Raw genomic sequence first — 19,763 nt, 5'->3', positions numbered from 1 at the left:
ATGGAGGTCGGTCCTCGAAGCCGGGCCGTCTACCCGGCGCTGTCCCCGGCGGCAGGCGAGTGTCTAGCCGCTTCGGACCGGTTCTCCACACTCTCCTCGGACCACGTGTGGGCTGAAGGTCGTCGCACCGCCTCGACGATCCGGGCGGCCACCTCCTCTGCGTCTGCCCGGATCTCGTGCTCCCAGAAGCGCAGAACGAGCCAACCTCGCTCGGTAAGTCGAAGCGTGGTCTCGGAATCACGGGCTTGATTCGCGGCGATCTTGTCCGACCAGAACCCGGCATTGGCTTTGGGGGCCTGATGATGTCGCGGACAGCCGTGCCAGAAGCATCCGTCTATGAAGACGGCGACGCGAGCGCCGCGGAACAGCAAGTCGGCCGTGCGACGGAAGTCTCGCTCAGGTCGAGCGCTGACCCGGTAACGGAGGCCCGCAGCATGCACCAGTCGGCGCACCTGCATCTCGGGTTTCGTGTCCTGCCCGCGGTTGGCCTGCATGGTCGCCCGCGCCTCTGGGCTGCTCGCCCATGAAGCCGATTCGCCTTCCGCCGGCGTCGCATCCATCCGTCCATCATCCAACGTCATAAGATCAAGTCGCACCCACTTCCTACGCTGGGTGCGAACGCGCGGGAGGCACAGTTGGGGAACCCGATCTCCGTCCTCGATCTGTTCGCCGGAGCAGGCGGGCTCAGCCAGGGGATGCACGAGGCATCGTCTCGGTTCAACGTCGTGCGTGCAGTCGAGAAGGATCGGGACGCGGCTGCCTCGTTCGCCCTCAACCATGGCGAGGGCATCACTTACCAGGGTGGGATTGAGGGATGGTTGCGGGACGAGCCGGTCCCGTCCGTCGACGTCGTGGTCGGCGGACCCCCGTGTCAGGGATTCTCCACTCTCGGTAAGCAGAACGCTGAAGACGAACGCAACACCTTGTGGCGGGAGTATGCCGAGACGATCACCCGCGCTCAGCCGAAGTATTTCGTGTTGGAGAATGTCGCGGTGTTCGCGAAGTCCCCCCAATTTCGCTCACTCACGGACGCGACAGAGAGCGAAGGTATCCTTCGCGACTATTCGTTCGAATGGGATATCTTGAACGCCGCCGACTTCGGTACGCCGCAGGCGCGAAGGCGGGCGATCCTCATCGGCAGACACCGCGACATGCCGGAAATCGGACTGCCGAAAGCCAGTCATCATCGCGATGAGCATGTCACCGTTGGCGATGTCTTCGCGGGCATCCCGCACAGTGTGATGCCTGAACTCGATGATCGCCGTGTCGAGATCGACGGTCGCGATCACCGCGGCTGGTGGTCATCACGCGAGCTTCATGTCGGGCGCGACTACGCCGAGGTCTCCCTTCGGAGATTCGCTAAGATTCCCCCGGGCGGCAATCGTTTCGATCTCCCCGACGAGCTCCTCGCCCCATGCTGGCGGAGTCACAAGTCCGGGTCGGGAGACGTAATGGGTCGGCTCCATACCCACAAGCCGTCGGTGACCATCAGGACCGAGTTCTTCAAGCCGGAGAAGGGTCGCTACCTTCATCCTTTCGCCGACCGGGCGATCACGCACTACGAGGCAGCCGTTCTTCAGGGGTTTCCTGCGGACTATCGGTTCGCCGGATCGCGCACGGCCATCGCGCGGCAGATCGGCAATGCAGTCCCGATCCCGCTGGGCAGGGCGATCGGGAGTCTGCTCGCCGATGCGTTGCGCTGAGTTTCTGAGCGTGGATCGACCGCACACAGATAGCCTGCGCGTCGATGTGATCGAGATCAGTAGACGAGAGCGCATGAAACCGCTGCGACGCGCTCAATGCTCGCTGTCGGGGAGCGCGCTGAGTTGCTGAGGAGTCGCGCGCTGCATCGCGAGAACAGTCCCTTTCGAGGTGAGAAGCATCCCGTCCGCCTTCGCCCAATTCGTCCACACCATTGTCTCAATGGGCTGTCAGAACGCCCGCGACAGTGGTGACACTTTTGGCCATCGAGCCGCCCTGCTGGCGCACGTGTGCGTTGAAGCGGTCAGACGGCGGGAGTGCCTTCAGGAGGTTGGCGACCGCGCGCACCTGACGCCGAACCGTAGACATAGGTGGCGAGGTCGCGGTAGGTGGTCCAGATTGATCTGCCCACGAGTGCCACAACGATGGCCGCCTTCTGCTGGTCCGAGTTGTATAACAAGGGTCGTCGTCTGGTGCCGCAGTACGTGCGGTGGACGGCGCAAGGTCGTCGTTTTCGACGTCGTCGAACGGTACGGGGACTGCGACGAGCATCTCCTCCCACTTCACAGCGCGACACCCTCGCGGGCGAGCAGAGGATGGTCTCATCGTCACAAGTTGTGACCGGTATTCCGGTGAAGCAGATCGGTGTCCTCGGATCGGTCGGCATGGTCCGCCTCTATCCAGCGGCCACACTTGGGAGCCCGCCCGGCGATTTATCATCATGGTCGTCGACATCTAGACAGATAGTGAATCATCGACCCACCCGTTGGCGACCTGGGTTTTTAGGGATGGTCGGCCGCCCTACTTGAACCCGCCCGTCAACCGCCCGTGCATCGTGCCGCTCGAGTCGTTCATCCCGACGATCTCCACCGTCTTCCCCAGCGCCTGGTACTTCGTCTCGATCGCATCCAACGCCGCAACGGTCGACGCATCCCACACGTGCGACCCCGACAGATCGACGACAACGCGACCGGGATCCTCCGTATAAGAGAACAACGTCGTCAGGTCGTTACTCGACGCGAAGAACAGCTCCCCCTCCACGACGTACGTCACCACATCGCCCGCAGGCCCCAGAACCCGACGAACCGAAACGAAGTGCGCCACCCGCCGCACGAACAGTACGGACGCAACGAGCACCCCACCGACGACCCCCACCGCAAAGTTGTGCGTGATCAGCACCAGCATCACCGTCGCGATCATCACGAACGTCTCGCTCCTCGGCATCCGCTTCAGCGTCGACGGCCGCACACTATGCCAGTCGAACGCCCCGATCGCGACCATGATCATCACGGCGACGAGCGCCGCCATCGGAATGGTCCCGACGAAGTCGCCGAACACGACCACCAGCAGGAACAGGAAGATCCCGGCGCAGAACGTCGAGATGCGGGTCCGCGCGCCCGACGCCTTCACGTTGATCATCGTCTGACCGATCACCGCACAGCCGCCCATGCCGCCGAACATCCCGGACAAAACGTTCGCGACGCCCTGCCCCCACGACTCCCGGGTCTTGTTCGAGTGGGTGTCGGTGATCTCGTCGACGAGCTTCGCAGTGAGCAGCGACTCCATGAGCCCGACGAGCGCGACTCCGAGCGCGAACGGCGCGATGATCGTGAACGTCTCCCACGTCAGCGGAACGTTCGGGATGAACAGCGACGGCAGACTCCGCGGCAGCTCACCCTGATCGCCGACCGTCGGCACCGCGATCCCGAAGGTGAGCACGACGCCGGTCACGATGATCACCGACACCAGCGGCGCCGGCACGATCTTGGTGAGCTTCGGCATCACCAGCATCACGACGATCCCGAGCGCCACCAGCGGATACACCAGCCACGGCACATCGATCAGCTGCGGGAACTGCGAGCTGAACACGAAGATCGCCAGCGCGTTCACGAACCCGACCATGACGCTGCGAGGGATGAACCGCATCAGCTTCGCGACGCCGAGCACTCCGAGGATCACCTGGAAGATGCCGGCGAGGATGACCGTGGCGATGAAGTAGTCCAGTCCGTACGTCGGCGCGACGGGAGCGATGACGAGCGCCACGGCTCCGGTCGCCGCGGTCACCATCGCCGGCCGCCCGCCGAGGAACGCGATCGATACCGCCATGATGAACGATGAGAACAGCCCGACCTTCGGGTCGACGCCGGCGATCACCGAGAACGCGATGGCCTCCGGGATGAGCGCGAGCCCGACGACGAGCCCGGCCAGCACTTCTCGCGTCAGCAGTCGCGGGTTCTTCAAGGCTTCGAGCACCGAGGGGTGGGCGCGATAACGGGCGCGGTCGTCGACCGTCGTTGCAGACATGGAGCTCCAGGGGAAGGCGCCTCAGAGAGGAGGCAGACGTTCCAGCCTAAGGCGGAGCTCGCGCTCTGGAGCGCGGGCAGATGACACACCCACTCGAGATTCGCCCGTGCAGTGGCGCGCGCGTGGACTCCGCTATGGTCTGGATCAAGCGTGTTCAACGAAGAACGGAGTGATGGTGGAGTTTGCAGAACGTCTTGATTCCCTCGCGACGAAGGTGAAGAACCAGGCGACGGCGATCGGGACCGAGGAGGCGACGAAGAACGCCTTCGTCATGCCCTTCATATCGACGATTCTTGGCTACGACGTCTTCGATCCGTTGGAAGTCGTCCCCGAGTTCACGGCCGACGTCGGGACCAAGAAGGGCGAGAAGATCGATTACGCCATCATGCGGGACTCGGAGGTGCAGATCCTCATCGAGTGCAAGCCGTCGATGGGTTCCCTGAAGATCGAGCATGCTTCGCAGCTCTTCCGCTACTTCGCTGTCACGAATGCGCGCATCGCGGTCCTGACTAACGGCGTTGTCTGGCATTTTTACACGGACCTGGACGCTCCGAACCGTATGGACGCCAAGCCCTTCCTCGTACTCGATCTGCTCGACATCGACGAGACACTCATTCCCGAGATCCAGAAGCTCAGCAAGGAGAGCTTCGACCTCGATTCGATCATCAGCGCCGCGGAGGAGCTCAAGTACATCGGCGCGTTGAAGCGTGAGATTGCGAGCCAGTTCCGCGAGCCGACCGATGAGTGGATCAAGTTCTTCGCGACGCGTGTCTATGACGGTTCGTATACGCAGAAGGTGCGGCAACAGTTCACCGGTCTCGTCGGGAAAGCGGCGCACCAGTTCCTGAATGAGCGCGTGAACGACCGGCTGAAAACCGCGCTCGGGGTCAGTGGCATCACCCATGCGGCCGATCCCGCGCCTGCGACGAGCGCGGAGGTCGTGGAAGCGGACCTCGATAGGGACACCGAGATCGAGACGACCCTTGAAGAGCTGGAGGGGTACCAGATCGTCAAGGCCATCGCCTGCGGCGAGGTCAAGCCGCAGCGCGTCACGCACCGTGACGCCAAGAGCTACTTCGCGGTGCTCCTCGACGACAACAACCGGAAGCCCGTCGCTCGCCTCCACTTCAACGGCAAGCAGAAGTACCTGGGGCTACTCGACGCGGACAAGGTGGAGACCCGTCATCCGATCGACGAGCTCGACGAGATCTACTCTCACGCCGACGCCATCCGCGAGGCCGTGCGCCGGTACAAGGAGTAAATGTCCACACATCCGTCAGGATGAACAAGACCGCCCCGAAGGAGCCCCGCATGTCGCTCGCCCCCTCCACGTCCCAGGACAAGGCACCCGCCGCGCTCCCCGGCGCCGTGGTCATCGCCGCGATCCGCCGCGTCCTCCTCTGGTCGCTGATCACCGCGTTCCTCTACCCCGTGTTCATGACCGCGAGTAAGGGCATCTGCCCCGGCGGCGTCGACGGGAACGGCGGGTTCATCGACTCCGCGGGCCAGCCGGTGGACGAGGCTCCCCAGTGCATCCAGCTGACGCTCGCGCCGAGCCCCCTCGTCTACGTCGCCATCGCCGTCATCGTGCTGCTCGCGCTCGGTCGCGTGATGAAGGCGGCCGATGAGCGCGCGGCGCTGCGAACCCTGGAGTGGACCCTGCGCGGAGTCGGACTGCTCGTGGTGGTCGCGATCGTCGTCTCGCACGTCTGGTTCGCGCTGATCCCGATCGAGCAGTTCACCGGCGACTCCTGGACCGTGTCCAGCCCGTTCCCGTTCGGCTCGATCGACGTCGAGGTGACGCCGATGGCCACCTCGTGACGGCTTAGTCCCGCCAGTCGATCCCGACGCCGGCGATCCGTCGCCCGGCCTCGTCGGCGGCGACCGGCTCTCCGACGTCCGCCCCGCGCTCGAGCGAGACGGCGGAGTGCACGATGGTGTCGGCGTACACGTGCACGAGGTTGTAGCCCTGCGCGGCGTCCTGGCCGCGCGTGGCGCCGACGGGCTGCGCGAGGTCCTGCCCGTACGCGCTCGATGACGCAACGGCGACGGGGATCCCGGCGAAGGTACCGAACGACGGATGGTGCACATGCCCCGACAGGATGCCCCGCACGTCCGACCCCCGCAGCACCGCGGCCAGCGCGTCCTGATCCCGCAGCTCGACCGTCACGGCGAGGTCGAGCACCGTCGGCAGGGGCGGATGGTGCAGGAGCAGCAGCGTGCCCTGTGGTGCCGCCGTCGACAGCTCTCCCTCCAGCCACTCCAGCTGCGACGACGGCACCTCCCCCCAATGCGCGCCGGGCACCGTCGAATCGACGACGATGACGCGCATCCCCCCGAACCACCGCACCTCGACGATCGGCTCGTCACCCGCCCCCGCGAGTCCGAGCTCCGATCGCATGGCACGGCGGTCGTCATGGTTGCCGGCCGCCCACACGACCTCGCACCCGAGCGCCGCGGCAGCGGGCGTCACGAGTTCGCGCAGTCGCCCGTACGCGGCGGCATCGCCCCGGTCCGTCAGGTCCCCCGTGAACAGCAGCGCGTCGGGACGGAGCCCCGAGGCGACGAGCCGGTCGAGCATCTCCGCCAGGTTCGCGTCGGCGTCGGCCCCGCTGCCGTACAGCGGCGACCGCTCACCGGGCAGGTGCGTGTCGGAGATGTGCACGAAGGTGTGCGACGGGCGAGGGTGTTCGGTGAGGATCATGTCTCTTCCTGGTCGGCGGACGAAGGCAGGTCGGGGCAGATGTCAGACGGCGGCGGCCGTGGAGCCGGGGACGAGCGTTCCCGTGAACGAGCGGCGCACGAGCGTCTCCGGCTCGTCCGCGGTGAGCAGCTGCTGCATGGTCTCGACGGCGGCCGCGGCCACCGCCTCCACGGGGATCCGCAGGGTGGTGAGCCCGAGCAGGTCGGCGCCGGGCAGGATGCCGTCGCACCCGGTCACGCTCACGTCGTCCGGCACGCGGAGCCCGGCCGCGCGGGCGGCGCGCATGACGGCGAGCTGCCGGTAGTCCGAGGCGCACATGACGGCGGTCGCCCCGGCGCGCACGGCGACGAGGGCTTCGTCGACGCCGTCGTCGGGACCGGCACCGGCTGAGATCATCGTCACGGCGACGCCGGCCGCGGTCAGCACCTCCTGCATCGCGAGCGCGCGGAGGTGCTCGGGGTACGACGCGTCGGGGCTTCCGGCGAGCACGACGACGGTCCGATGCCCGAGCCCGACGATGTGCTCCGCGAGCAGACGTCCGTGGCCCTCGTCGTCGTAGTGGGCGGTGTGGATGCGGCCCGCTGACTCCACGCGCCCGGCACGGAGGATCGGCACCTGGTCGGCGAACGGCTCGAGCTGCGCTGCGGAGATGCCGCCGGTGGCGACGATGAGTCCCGCGACCCGCATGCCGAGCAGCCGGTGCAGCGCATTCACCTGCTTGGCGCCCTGCTCGTCGGCGCCGATCGTGACGGTCACGAGGTCGAGGCCGCGCTGATGCGCCTCCTCCTGCAACCGGGAGAAGAGGAGGCCGTACGCGGGGTTGCTCGCGTCGCGCAGCATGAGGCCGACGGTGCCGGTGCGTCCGGCGGCGAGCTCAGCGGCCATCGTGTTGCGCACGTATCCGAGCCGCTCGGCGGCTTCCAGGATGCGCTCCTGCGTCTCCGGCGCGAACCGGCCCTCGCCCTTCAGCGCCCTGGTCGCCGTCGCGCGGGACACTCCGGCTGCCGCGGCGACGTCGCTGATCGTGACCCGCAGGGCGGGCGTCCCGGCATCCGCCCCGCTCATGCGCGCTGCTTCCGTCGGCGGGGCGCTCCGGCGCGTGAACCTCGTCCATACACGAGATACATGGTGACACCCATGATGATCATGAGCAGCACGGTGTAGACGAACGTGATGGGCATCGCGTCGAGGTTGTTCTCCCCGCGCGTGCTCTCCTGGATCGCGACGCCGAGCGGCTTGTACAGCGGGTGGTAGAGGAAGATCGCGGCGTCGTAGTCGTCGAGCAGGCTGTTGAAGTTCAGCGCCGTGATCGCGGCCGCGGTCGGCAGCACGAGCGGGATGAGCACGCGCCGGAACGTGGTCAGCGAGCGGGCGCCGAGGATGCGCGAGGCGTCTTCCAGGGAGTCCGGCACGGACGCGAAGCCCGCCTTGAGCAGCCGCAGCGTGAACGGGATCTTCACGCAGATGTACGCGACGAGCAGCAGCACCGGCGTCCCCGTGAGCACGATGTTGCCGACGAGCGGCTGCGGGGCGTCGAACGCCATCACGAAGGCCAGCGCGATCAGCACGATCGGCAGGATCCACGGGATGTGCAGCACGTACTCGATGGCCGTCGTGAGCAGGTTGCGGTGCTTCTGCATCATCCGCGCGACGAACAGCAGCCCGCCCACGACGATGACCGCGGCGAGGGCGCTGTAGACGACGCTCACGATGAACGGCCGGAGGGCCGCCGCGCTGGAGAACACGGTGATGTAGTTGTCGAGCGTGAAGCTGTCGAGCGTGATGGATCCGGCGAGGATGCTCCGCGCGTCCACGAACGAGAAGATCACGATGAGCACGACCGGGATGAGGTAGATCACCCAGAGCAGGTAGGCGACCACGTGCACGACGGCATTCGCGAACGGGTTGCGGATCCGCTGCTTCTGGATCGGCGTCGCCACCTTCGCCACCGAGAAGTACACCCCCGACTTCTCGGCGCGGTTCATGATCGCGAGCAGGATGATCGTCGCGACACCGAGCACGATCGCCAGCAGCGCCGCGATGTCACGGGTGATCGGACTCCGCGACAGGTCGATGATGAGGGGTGCGACGGTCTGGAAGTCCGGACCGCCGAGCACGAGCGGCGCGGTCAGGGCCCCGAGGCCGATGAGGAACGTCAGCACCGTGACGGCGAAGAGCATCGGCTTCATGACCGGCAGCACGATGCGCCGCAGGATCGTCCATGTCGAGGCACCCATGAGCTTCGCGGCCTCGATCGACGCGTAGTCCACCTTGCCGAGCGACGAGGACAGGAACAGCATGTGGTTCGTCGTCGTCGCGAACGTCATCACGAACACGACCGCGAAGTAGCCGGAGAACCAGTCCCGGTTCATGTCCGGCCAGATGTTCACCATCAGATTCGTGATGAAGCCGAACTTGCCGTAGATGAAGTTGTAGCCGGCCGCGAGCACGATGCCGCCGTAGATCAGGGTGGTGGCGTAGCCGAGCCAGAGGAGTTTCGCGCCGCGCACCTGGAAGTACTGCGTCACCAGCACGATGAACACCCCGACGACGTTCACCGTGACCGACAGCGTGATCGCGAGGAGGAAGCTGTTGCCGAGCGTCTTCAGCGCGCGCTCGCTGCCGAGCAGCTTCTCGACGGCGCGGATGCTGAACTGCCCGTCCGGGAAGAAGGTCGCGGCGAGCAGCTCGGCGTTCGGCAGCACGAGGAAGGCGGCGGCGAACCAGATCACGACGATGCCGGTCACCCAGGCGAGCGGCGAGCGGAGCATCGCGCGCACGCTGCCGGGACGGCCGCGGCGGAGGCGGGGCTTCGTCGCGGTGCCCGCCTCGGCCGCCTCGGTCGTCAGCGCGCCGGGGGTGTCGGTCATCGCCGCGGACGGCGGCGGCACCGGACGGGAGTCGTTCTGCGGGTCGCTCATGTCACGCCGCCGGGTACTGCAGGATCCACCGCGGGTGGACGTCGATGCGCACGGCGTCGCCGACGTCCCAGCGGTGCGCGCTCGCCGCGGCCGGCACGCTCACCCGGAGCGACGCGTCGGCAGCGGAGACCGTGTAGACGCTGTGGCTGCCGTGGTACGTGCGCTCGCCGACGGTGCCGTCGAGCGACGCCGTGCCGCCGGCGGTGGCCTCGGACGGCGACGCCAGGTGCAGCTTCTCCGGCCGCACGTAGCTCTCGGCCGTGGCATCGAGGCCGGCGCCGATCGCGACGAGCTGCGCGGGCGTGAGGCGGTTGTTCTCGCCGATGAACCGGCAGACGAACGGTGTCGCGCTGCGGTCGTAGATCTCCTCCGGCGTGCCCACCTGCTGCAGCGTCCCGGCGTCGAGCACGGCGATGCGGTCGCTGAGGGTGAGCGCCTCCTCCTGATCATGCGTGACGTACACGGTGGTCACGCCGACCTCGTGCTGCAGCTCCTTGAGCTGTTCGCGCAGCTGCACGCGGAGCTTGGCGTCGAGGTTCGACAGCGGCTCGTCGAGCAGCAGGATGCTGGGGGTGAGCGCGAGCGCCCGGGCGATGGCGACGCGCTGCTGCTGGCCGCCGGACAGTTCCGCCACGTTCTTCTCGAGCTGCGACGCGGCGAGCCCGGTGCGGTCGGCGACCTCGTCCACGCGCCGCCGCTGCTCGGCCTTCGACACCTTCTGCACCGAGAGGCCGAACGCAATGTTCTCCCGCACATTCATGCTCGGGAACAGGGCGTAGTTCTGGAACACCATGCCCACGCCGCGCTTCTCGCTCGGCACCCGGGTCACGTCGCGACCGGCGATGTGGATGCGGCCACCGGTGGGCTCGATGAACCCCGCGAGCGTGCGCAGGGCGGTGGTCTTGCCGCATCCGGACGGACCCAGGAGGGTGAAGAACTCACCCTCCTGGATCTCCAGATCGAGGTGCGAGACCGCACGGTGGTCGCCGAACACGACCTCGACGTCGTCGAAACGGATCATCGTCTTCTCTCTCTGCCGGAGCGGCGGGACGGCTCGGCTCAGCCGATGTACTCGAGCGTGACCTTCTCGACCCAGGCGCCGAGGTTCTCGCTCACGAAGCCGAAGTCGATGTCCTGACGGTCGAGCGTGCCCATGAGCTCGACGACCTCGGGGTTGGCCTTCTCAACCGCGCCCTCGTTCACCGGCATGGCGTTGAACTCCGCGGCGAACTCGCCCTGGACCTCGGCGCTGCCGAACCAGTCGATGAACTCCTGCGCCTTCTCCTCGTTGTCCGTGCCGTTGATCTGAGCGATCTGCTCGGTCACATAGGGGACGCCGTACTCGGGAACGATCATGCCCGTGCTGGTGCCGTACTCCTCGTCGCGGGCGGAGATGCCGCTCGACGGCAGCACGCCGTAGTCCACCTCGTCGCGGGTGATGCGGGCGTAGAGGTCGGTGCCCTCCACAGCGGGGGAGCCGTTGGCATAGTACGACTTCACCAGGTCCCAGCCCTCGTCGCTCACGCCGAGGTCGCCGTCCTCGTCGAGGTGACGGGTGAGCATGCTGGCGAGCACGAGCTGCGGGGTGGCCTGGCCGAGCGCGGGGTTGACCTCGTAACGGCCGGCGAACTCCTCGTCGGTGTACAGGTCGTCCGGGTCCGCCGGAGCGTCGCTGATGCGGTTCTCGTCGTAGACCGTGACGATCGCCTGCTCCACGAGCGGCCAGAACGCGCCGTCCTTCGGGTCGCCGGCGTCCGCGGGGACCTCGCCGCTCCAGCTCGGTTCGTAGGCCGTGATGGCTTCCTCGGTCTTGAGCTGCTCGAAGAACATGTTGTTCAGGCCGAAGACCACGTCGCCGACGGGGTTGTTCTTCTCCGCGATGATGCGGTTCGTCAGGTCGGCGCCGCCGAGGCCCACGATCTCGATGTCGATGCCCGCGTCCGCCGCCTTCTCGGTGATCCACTCACCGCGGCCGTCGCTGTTCGAGTTCGTGTAGACGATGAGGGTGTCGCCGGAGCCGCTGTCGCTGCCGCCGCCGTCGCCCGCGTCTCCGTCGCCGCCCGCCGTGCATCCGGTGAGCGCGATCGCCGCCGCGGCCGTCAATCCGATGAGCGCCCAGCGCCTCTGCTGCCTGTCGGCCATGTTCGTCCCTTTCTCGCCTTCGAGGTATGTCGATGCGACACTACCGGTTCTTGTGGTGAAGGCACAAAGATTGTCTGGTTTCGTGAGCGCGGTCGCGCGTCCGCACTCAAGGTAGGCGCGCGGCGTGAACGCGAGGATGCGACGAGGTGAACAGGTGGGATTCGTGAATGTCATCCATTAGTTGACGCTCACGAGCTCGGCCCATAGACTCGCTTCATGGATGGATCATCGACCAGCGGCTTGTCGCTTGCCGACCTCGCCTCCCTCGTCGACGCTGGCGGACGAGAAGCGCCGTCTCGCTCGGATGACGAGGTTCTGATGATCCGTCAGGCCGACGAGTTGGTCCGGCGTTCGCGTGAGCGCTTGCAGGAGTCGGTCTCCACTGCGCGTTCGCATGGCGTCTCGTGGCAAGAGATCGGCGCCACGCTCGGCGTGAGCCGACAAGCAGCGTTCAAGCGATTCGGCACCAAGGGTGAGGCAGGGATGATGGCAGCGCCGGTGACAGACCTCTCGGATCGCACGAGCGCGGTATTCGCACACCTGGATGCCGGCGACTACGAGGCGGTGCGAGCACACATGACGTACGCCTGCGGTCGCGCGCTGACCAAGCGCAAACTGATGAGCGTGTGGGACCAGATCCGCAGTGACACCGGCCGCCTCGAAGCCTGCGTCGATTCGACGGTACAGACGGCGGACGGCAGTACGCCGCTGAGCACGCTCGCCAACCGGCACCTGAGTAACGGAGCGATCGTGCAGGTGACCCTGCACCACGAGGCCGGAGAGTGGATCGGCCGCGTTGCCTACAACGGCTTCGGCAAGATCACGGGCATCCTCATCGCCCCACCGGGGTCTCGCGACCTGCCGTTCTAGACTCGTTCCACCCGGGCGTCTCACCCTCCTGACAGGGCGGGTTGCTGTGATTCGATCCCGCCGCCGCTGTCCTGCTCGGGACGTGTGGTGTTCGTCGCGTGCTGGGCGCACGCGCGATCGTCGGACCGATCGACACGGCCCGTGATCTTTCCTGCCGCGTCTGCCGCCCGGCCCTGCTCTTCGACGTGTAGGGACGGGCAGGAGGAGTGGCAGACCGCGGCAGAATGCCGGCATGCAATCGAACATAACTTCGAAAGTCGAGACCTGACGAGATAGAATGAAGCATGTCGAAAACGTCCGGACTGCGCGAGGCGATGGATCGCCTCGACGAGGCGTGGGGCGCCGCGGGCGATGTCGCCGAGCTCTCCCGCGTGCAGCTCGTCGAGGTGGCCCACGCGATCGGACTTCTGCAGCGCCGGCTCGATGCGATCCACGTCGACGTGGCCGCCGGCATCGCTCGGGAGTCGCGCGCGGAGCTCGGAGCCGACAGCTTGGCGAAGCAACGCGGGTACCGCACGGCGGCGAAGCTCATCGCCGCGACGACGGGCATCTCGACGGCGGAGGCGCAGCGCCTGGTGAAGGTCGGAGAGGCGACCGCGCCGCGGAGCGATCTGCTCGGCGCGCCGCTGCCCGCGCGGTATCCGCTCCTCCGGGAAGCACTCGCGTCGGGTGTGCTCGGAGCGCCGGCGATCGGTCTCCTCGTCGCTCTCCTCGATCGCTGCCGCGTGGCCGCCGGTGTGGAGCGCATCGCCGAGGCGGAACGCGTGCTGACCGCCGCAGCCGAAGGGCTCGAGCTCGATGCGGTGCGCAAGCTCGTCCTCCGCGCCGAAGCGTGGCTCGACCCCGACGGCGTAGCGCCGCGGGCGGAGGAACAGCGCGGTCGGCGTGGACTGCGCATCTTCGAACGTGACGGCATGGTGCACCTGCACGCGCAGCTCGATGTCGAGTCCGCTGCGCCGGTCGTCACCGCGATCCGCGGGCACGTGTCTGCCGTGTTCGCCGCCCGCCTCGAAGCCCCCGATGCGGAGTCGCCCGACGCGGATCGGCGCTCCGTCGCGATGATCCAGGCCGATGCGCTGTCCCTCTTCTGCGCGCACGTGCTCGGGTGCGAGGGCGATCGGGTGCCGCTCGCCGGGGCGACGGTGATCGTTCGGGTATCGCTGGACGATCTGCAGGTGGGAACCGGGTCGGCGACGGTCGACGGGCTCGACCAGGTGATCGACATCGGTGCTGCCCGGCGGATGGCGGCCAGCGGGGGCGTCATCCCCTGCGTCCTCGGCGGTGCGAGCGAGGTTCTGGACTGGGGCCGCGAGAAGCGCCTCTTCACCCGAGCCCAACGACTGGCGCTCGCCGAGCGGGATGGCGGGTGCGCCATGTGCGGGCTCCCGCCGGGGATGACGAAGGCTCACCACCTCCGCTGGTGGCAGCGAGATCGAGGTCCGACCGATCTCTCGAACGGGATCCTGCTCTGCGAGACCTGCCACCACCGTATCCACGACAACGGGTGGGACATCGTGATCGAGGGTTCCGGCGTGACCGGCCGACCGTGGTTCCTTCCGCCGCGGTGGGTCGACCCGCAGCGCACACCGCGGCTGGGCGGACGGGCGCGCTTCGATGTCGCAGCGTGAGTGGGATCCCGCGGGCGTCAGCGCGTGTGGAGGGATCTGCTGCGTGGACGGATCTGTCGGTGGGGGATCAGCGGCGAAGTCGGGAGCGGACGCGGCGGGCGGCTCGTGCGAGGGCGTCGCGCCAGGCGCCGCCCGGCCACTCGCGGCGCAGCCGCAGGCTGCCGTCCTCGTTCCGTACGAGCTCGACCCGACGGCCCGCGAGAAGCGGCGACCTGCCGAGGTGCGCCGTCACGTCCGGCGCCGCTGTCAGCGGGGCGGTGAACATCCACCCGGCGTAGCGGACGGCGACGGTGAGGTCGGCGTCGCGAGCGCCGTCCTCACGGAACGCCTTCATCGGGTCCAGCGCGATGGACACCGCGTCGAGGCGCTTCGGGCGTCGGCCGCCGATCTTGCGCTCCGAGCCTGCCGTCGACTCCGGCGCCTGTCCGGGGGTCGGCGTATCCCGCGCGACGAGGTCGACGCGGTCAGCGCGACGCTCCTTGCGGGCGTTGAGCAGCCCGGAGGGGAGGTCTTCGGTCGCCGACGGGGGCAGGGAGACCAGCCGGTCGGCGGAACCGACGGTCTCGAACACGAACGCCTCCTCGCCGTCCCGGAGCAGACGGACGCGCACGGTGAGCTGCAACCCGCCGCGCGACCAGCGCGCCGCGGTCACGGTGGCCGTGCAGGTCGTGTCCGCCTCGAACGCGGCGAAGGCGAGCAGGTCATCCCGGCGGTCGGCGCGCAGCAGAGCCGCCCGGATGCGCTGCGGGAACGACAGCCCCGCATCCACGCCGGGGCCGAATCGACGCTGCGCGAGCGGCACCACCACATCCAGCAGGCGGTCGCGGTACTCCGCCGGGTACTTCACCATCCGTCGTCCGGCGATCCGGTTGAGGATCTTGCCGCGGAACCAGTGCCGCAGCAGCCGGTCGCGCACCTTCCCGGGCTCCGTGTTCGCCTCGACGACATCGAGCACGGTCTCCAGGTGCGGGAAGTACGACTCGGGGTCGATGCGCGACGAGCTCGCACTCCCGGGCTCCTTCACCCACGCGTAGCAGGGCTCGCTGGCGAGCACCGAGATCGTGTCGGCGGCGAAGTACGCCTGCATCACGAACAGGTGGTCCTCGAGCCGCACCTTGCCATCAGGGAAGCGGATGCCGTGCTCGCGGAGGAACGCCGTCCGGAACATCTTGTGCGGCGTCAGCATCTCCAGGATCGGGTCCTCGCCGAGCACCGCGTGCGGGATGTCGCGCTGGAAGATCTTGGCGGGCAGCTTCCGTCCGATGCCCACCTCCTTGCCGACCACGACGTCCGACCCGTGCTCATCGGCGTAGTCGCACAGCCGCTCGAGTGCGCGCGGGTACAGCCAGTCGTCCTGGTCGACGAACTGCACGTACGTCCCTCTGGCCTCCTCGACGCCGCGGTTGCGCGGAGTGCCGGGCCAGCCGGAGTGCGGCAGCGACAGCACCCGTACATGAGGGCGATCCTTCGCGATGCTCTCCAGCCGCGCGGCCGTCTCCTCCCCGGAGCCGTCGTCGCAGAGCAGGACCTCGAACGCCTCCCGATCCAGCGTCTGGGCGTCGAGCGAGGCGATGAGGTCGTCGAACGACGCCTTCGGCCGGAACACCGGCACCACCACACTCACCCGCACTCGGCTGCCCGCCGCCTCGTGCCCGGTCGTACTGCTCATGGACGCCGTCCCCCCTGTGGTCGTACCCGGCTCGAATCTCCCCCGCCGGAGATTCCAGCCAACCACCCCTTCCTGTGGAGCGCGCCAGGCTCGCGGCGGTCCCGGGTGTATGCCGGCGCCGCGGAGGAGTCAGCGCAGGGTGAGACCGATCTCGAACGAGCGCCGCCAGGGGAGCGTCAACTCCTCGATCCGCACGTCGTCGGCGGGCAGCATCGACTCCAGCAGGCCCGTCAGCTCGTCGCGGATGACCCGCTCGGCCGTCGCCACCTGCGCATCGTCGGCCATCGGATAGATGTCAGGGAAGAGGGACGGCCCCGCATCCGTGCGCACCACGGCCTGGTAGGCGAAGTCGTCGAGCAGGCGGGTCAGCAGGGCGATCCGCGCGGCGCGTTCGTCGAAGGAGCCCGAGGCCCGACCGACGACGCCGGCGGCGGCCACCGCGACGACGCTGCCGAGCGTGTTCCCGGCGGTGTTCCACCCGCCGAAAGCCTCCAGGCGGCCGAGCAGTCCGGCTTCGGCGAGCGCGCGCACGAGCGCCTCGTCCGCGCCGTTCGGGTAGCGCACGTCGGCCAGGGCCACGTGCTCACCGGCGTCCAGACGCTCCCGCACGAGAGCGACCGTCCCCGCGACGGCGTCCGCATCGACGACCTCGGGCCGCCCGCGGAACATGTCGTGCCGGTCGGGGTCGGGGGCGTGCAGCACGAGGGTGACGTCGCCTCCGGCGGCCACCTCCTCGGCGCCGGCCGCGCGGATCTGCCGGCTCGCCGACGCCGCGAGCGACATGTTCTCGTAGGGCGGGACGCGCTCCATGCCGTCGGCGTCCGCGCACGCCACCGAGAACGAGGCGATCACCCCGGCGTTCGCCGCCAGGGCCCGGGCGACGAGCGCGGCGCCCACCTCGTCGGCACCGGGGTACATCAGCACGCGACGGCCCGACGGCAGCATCCGCATCCAGTGCCGGAGCCACACCTGCTCTGCGCTGCCCGCCGCGAAGGGGGCGGTGTCGTCGGCGGTGATCGCCAGGAAGTCGAGGGTCTCGTCCTCCATGAGTCCCAGCGTGGAGAGGTTCACGATGTGGTTGCGCAGCCGTCGAGACGAGTAGTCGGAGACGACCTCGGCGGGCACCGGAGTCAGGTCGTCCAGCGGCAGCACCTCGGTCTCGCCGAGCAGTCGGTGCGCGTCGCCGCCGAGTGCGTGGATCTCCTTGCCGTGCTCCGTCCAGTAGGTCGGCTCCTCGGCGGCGGAGTACGAGTTGCTCGCCCGGGTCACGAGCGACACCGCCGAGATCGGCAGGTCGGGCCGCAGCCGCCGCACCTCGCGCAGCACGTCGAGGCGCGCCAGCACGTCGCGGGTGGTGTCGTCGCTCGTGCGGCTCGCGATCAGACCGCCGTAGAGGAGCATGTCCACCGAGACGACCAGGTGCACCGTCGCGGGGTCGGCCGCCCGCTCCCGCAGCCACCCGCCCAACGCGTCGGCGTCGCCCGCGGTCCGGTACGAGGGGAGGATCTCGGCGGGCGGGACGTCGAGGATCACTCCGGCGACGGCCGCGACGTCGCCCGGGAGCTTGACGTTCACCGGCCGATCGTCGAGGGGGAGCAACGCGATGCGCGGGCGGAGGGTCGGGTCGGACACGAGGAGCCTTTCGTCGGTGAAGGGGATCGCAGGTCGGGAGTCGTCGGGGATCAGGGGCGGGCGATGGAGACGAGGTACGAGTAGCGGTCGCCGCGGTACACCGACTCGGCGTACTCGATCGGGCGGCTGCGGGCGTCATAGGTCGTGCGCTTCACGAGGAACGCGGGGGAGAACGGCGGCGTCTGCAGCGCGGCGGCCTGCTCCTCGTCGAGCACGACCGCGTGGATCTCCTGGTCGGCGCGCACGGCGGTGATGCCGAACCGGGTGCGCAGGTCGTCGTAGAGCGAGTCCCCCACGATGCCGTCCTCCAGACCCGGCACGGCGTCGGCCGCGATCGAGCACACCTCCAGGCAGATCGGGATGTCGTCGGCCGTCCGGACGCGGCGGATCCGCACGACGGGGGACTGCGGGCTGAGGTTCAGGGCGTACCCTGCGGTCTGCCCGGCCGCCGCGGTGCCGACGTCGACGGAGAGGGAGCCCGGTCGCATGTTCCGGGCGAGCATGTCCTCCGAGAACGAGGTCAGCTCGAAGGCCTTGCTGATCCGCGAGGCGCTCACGAATGTGCCGGCCCCCTGGAGCCGATACACCAGTCCGTCCCGTTCGAGCTCGTCGAGGGCGCGACGCACGGTCTGCCGGTTCACCTCGAGCGACTCCGCGAGTTCGCGTTCCGTGGGCAGCTTCTCGTGGGGTGCGAGGCCCTGGTCGATGACCTGCTCCAGATGCCGCCGCACGCGTTCGTGCTTCGTGACGCCCTCGATCGCCGACATGATTCCCCCTCGTTTGGACTAACCCAATCTTGACGATCACCCCGGTTTGTGTCAATGTCTCCTCTCAGCGGTTCTTAATTGGTCTATTCCAATCCTTTGCACGGTCAACGATGAGCGGAGAATCCCCATGCACGTGAAGCACAACATGCGCCGACGCGTCCTGGTCGCCGGGGCGCTGGGCACGGCGACGATCGTCGCCCTGAGCGGCTGCGCCGGCGGCGGCGGCGACGCGGACGGCCCCACCGAGATCACGTTCTCGTACCTGTGGGGCGGGGAGGAGGCGAAGGCGCTGGAGGCGATCATCGCCGACTTCAACGCCAGCCAGGACGACATCGTCGTCAAGGGCGTCTCCAGCCCCGACACCCAGAAGCAGCTCACGTCGATGTCGTCGTCGAACGGCTCCTTCGACATCTCCGACAACTTCGGCAACACCGTCGGCGCCTGGGCTTCTAAGGGCATCCTCGCGCCGCTCGACGACGCGATCGCCGCCGAGGACATCGACGTCGACGACTTCGTCCCGAGCGCCATGGAGCAGATGACCTACGACGGCACGATCTACTCGCTGCCGATCGCGATCCACAGCTTCCAGCTCCTCTACAACCCGCAGCTGCTGGAGGAGGCCGGGGTCACCCCGCCGACGACGATGGACGAGCTCGCCGCCGCCATCCCGAAGCTCACCAAGAAGGACGCCTCCGGCAAGATCACGCAGCTCGGTCTCGGCTCGGCGAACGACAGCACCACCCTCACGACCCTCGGCTACGCGTTCGGCGGCAGCTGGGACGGCGAGGACGGCCCGACCCCCGCGGAGGACGGGAACCTCGAGGCCCTGCAGTGGTACCAGGACAACGTGATCGAGCCGGTCGGCGCCGATGCCATGGCCACGTTCGTATCCGGACAGGGCGAGTACCTCTCCGCACAGGACCCGTTCTTCAGCGGCCAGGTCGCCATGATCATCGACGGCGAGTGGCGGTCGGCCAGCGCCGCCAAGATCGCCCCCGACTTCGAGTGGGGCGTGACCGCGATCCCCGCCGCCTCGCCGGACCTGGAGAACAGCACGCAGGTCACCGCGAGCACCCTGTTCATCCCCGCGAACTCGAAGCACAAGGAGGAGGCGGCCACCTTCCTCGCCTACCTCGTCAGCGACGAGCCCATGGAGAAGTTCGCCGTCGCCCTCGGCAACCTCCCCGGCCGCTCCTCCCTCGCCGGCAGCGCCGCGTTCGACGAGCTGCAGGACTTCGGTGTCTGGGCGGAGGCCGCGTCCTCCCCGAACGCGAAGTCCCTGGCCAGCCGTCCGTACAGCGCCGAGTACGCGACGGACCTCGCGACCGCGTTCGACGAGGTCGTGCGGCTGACCGCCACCCCGGAGGAGGCGATCGCGACCGTCGAGGAGCGCATGGCCTCCTACACCTCGAAGTGAGCCGGTCC

At 68.2% G+C, this 19,763-nt stretch carries 16 protein-coding genes; 6 read left to right on the top strand and 10 right to left on the bottom strand.

The window, feature by feature from the left end:
- Positions 1-29: 29 nt before the first annotated feature.
- Complete coding sequence (locus tag ACIGJI_RS08870) at positions 30-560, bottom strand: very short patch repair endonuclease (protein WP_363445079.1); 531 nt, start codon at positions 558-560, stop codon at positions 30-32.
- Between the two features lie 75 nt (positions 561-635).
- Here ACIGJI_RS08870 and ACIGJI_RS08865 point away from each other — a divergent pair, with 75 nt between their 5' ends.
- The gene (locus tag ACIGJI_RS08865) at positions 636-1,703 is read left to right on the top strand and encodes a DNA cytosine methyltransferase (RefSeq protein WP_363445077.1); all 1,068 of its coding nucleotides are present in this window, start codon (positions 636-638) and stop codon (positions 1,701-1,703) included.
- Between the two features lie 799 nt (positions 1,704-2,502).
- Here ACIGJI_RS08865 and ACIGJI_RS08860 read toward each other — a convergent pair.
- On the bottom strand, positions 2,503-4,005 hold the full coding sequence (locus ACIGJI_RS08860; protein ID WP_363445075.1) for a SulP family inorganic anion transporter: 1,503 nt from the start codon (positions 4,003-4,005) through the stop codon (positions 2,503-2,505).
- Positions 4,006-4,180: 175 nt separating this feature from the next.
- Between ACIGJI_RS08860 and ACIGJI_RS08855 the strand changes: the two genes are divergently transcribed.
- Both ACIGJI_RS08855 and ACIGJI_RS08850 read left to right on the top strand, forming a co-directional pair.
- Entirely contained in the window at positions 4,181-5,266 is a 1,086-nt protein-coding gene (locus ACIGJI_RS08855) for a type I restriction endonuclease (protein ID WP_102208760.1), read from the top strand.
- A gap of 50 nt (positions 5,267-5,316) precedes the next feature.
- Positions 5,317-5,826: a hypothetical protein gene (locus tag ACIGJI_RS08850; RefSeq protein ID WP_363445073.1), complete on the top strand. Its 510-nt coding sequence runs from the start codon at positions 5,317-5,319 to the stop codon at positions 5,824-5,826.
- 4 nt (positions 5,827-5,830) lie between these two features.
- On the opposite strand, the gene ACIGJI_RS08845 is transcribed toward ACIGJI_RS08850, so the two are convergent.
- Genes ACIGJI_RS08845 through ACIGJI_RS08825 form a run of 5 tightly spaced genes read right to left on the bottom strand, consistent with a single transcriptional unit; the run spans position 5,831 to position 11,772 of the window.
- Entirely contained in the window at positions 5,831-6,709 is an 879-nt protein-coding gene (locus tag ACIGJI_RS08845) for a metallophosphoesterase (protein ID WP_363445071.1), read from the bottom strand.
- A gap of 42 nt (positions 6,710-6,751) precedes the next feature.
- On the bottom strand, positions 6,752-7,774 hold the full coding sequence (locus ACIGJI_RS08840) for a LacI family DNA-binding transcriptional regulator (RefSeq protein WP_363445069.1): 1,023 nt from the start codon (positions 7,772-7,774) through the stop codon (positions 6,752-6,754).
- On the bottom strand, positions 7,771-9,630 hold the full coding sequence (locus ACIGJI_RS08835) for an iron ABC transporter permease (protein ID WP_363445067.1): 1,860 nt from the start codon (positions 9,628-9,630) through the stop codon (positions 7,771-7,773). Before ACIGJI_RS08835 ends, ACIGJI_RS08840 begins: the two co-directional genes overlap by 4 nt.
- Position 9,631: 1 nt before the next feature.
- Positions 9,632-10,651 (bottom strand): ABC transporter ATP-binding protein, encoded by a 1,020-nt coding sequence (locus ACIGJI_RS08830; protein WP_363445065.1) that lies wholly within the window; start codon positions 10,649-10,651, stop codon positions 9,632-9,634.
- A 38-nt stretch (positions 10,652-10,689) separates the two neighbouring features.
- Positions 10,690-11,772, bottom strand: coding sequence for an extracellular solute-binding protein (locus tag ACIGJI_RS08825; RefSeq protein WP_363445063.1), 1,083 nt, complete (start codon positions 11,770-11,772; stop codon positions 10,690-10,692).
- A 216-nt stretch (positions 11,773-11,988) separates the two neighbouring features.
- Between ACIGJI_RS08825 and ACIGJI_RS08820 the strand changes: the two genes are divergently transcribed.
- Both ACIGJI_RS08820 and ACIGJI_RS08815 read left to right on the top strand, forming a co-directional pair.
- On the top strand, positions 11,989-12,642 hold the full coding sequence (locus ACIGJI_RS08820) for a hypothetical protein (protein ID WP_280566458.1): 654 nt from the start codon (positions 11,989-11,991) through the stop codon (positions 12,640-12,642).
- Between the two features lie 284 nt (positions 12,643-12,926).
- The gene (locus ACIGJI_RS08815) at positions 12,927-14,270 is read left to right on the top strand and encodes a DUF222 domain-containing protein (RefSeq protein WP_363445061.1); all 1,344 of its coding nucleotides are present in this window, start codon (positions 12,927-12,929) and stop codon (positions 14,268-14,270) included.
- 67 nt (positions 14,271-14,337) lie between these two features.
- Here the strand turns inward: ACIGJI_RS08815 and ACIGJI_RS08810 are convergent, their stop codons facing one another.
- The 3 genes from ACIGJI_RS08810 to ACIGJI_RS08800 form a co-directional block, all read right to left on the bottom strand.
- A complete protein-coding gene (locus tag ACIGJI_RS08810; protein WP_363445059.1) occupies positions 14,338-15,939 on the bottom strand; it encodes a glycosyltransferase family A protein in 1,602 nt (533 codons plus the stop codon).
- A gap of 129 nt (positions 15,940-16,068) precedes the next feature.
- Complete coding sequence (locus ACIGJI_RS08805; RefSeq protein WP_363445057.1) at positions 16,069-17,571, bottom strand: DUF4127 family protein; 1,503 nt, start codon at positions 17,569-17,571, stop codon at positions 16,069-16,071.
- A gap of 50 nt (positions 17,572-17,621) precedes the next feature.
- A complete protein-coding gene (locus ACIGJI_RS08800; RefSeq protein WP_259951856.1) occupies positions 17,622-18,338 on the bottom strand; it encodes a GntR family transcriptional regulator in 717 nt (238 codons plus the stop codon).
- 127 nt (positions 18,339-18,465) lie between these two features.
- On the opposite strand from ACIGJI_RS08800, the gene ACIGJI_RS08795 reads away from it, so the two are divergent.
- A complete protein-coding gene (locus ACIGJI_RS08795; protein WP_259951858.1) occupies positions 18,466-19,755 on the top strand; it encodes an ABC transporter substrate-binding protein in 1,290 nt (429 codons plus the stop codon).
- Positions 19,756-19,763 lie beyond the last annotated feature (8 nt).

Origin of the sequence: Microbacterium sp. NPDC064978, assembly GCF_044543605.1 — a bacterium.
Lineage (GTDB): Bacteria > Actinomycetota > Actinomycetes > Actinomycetales > Microbacteriaceae > Microbacterium > Microbacterium meiriae.
Note: the sequence above shows the minus strand (reverse complement) of the source record. Positions and strands in the feature narration are given on the sequence as shown.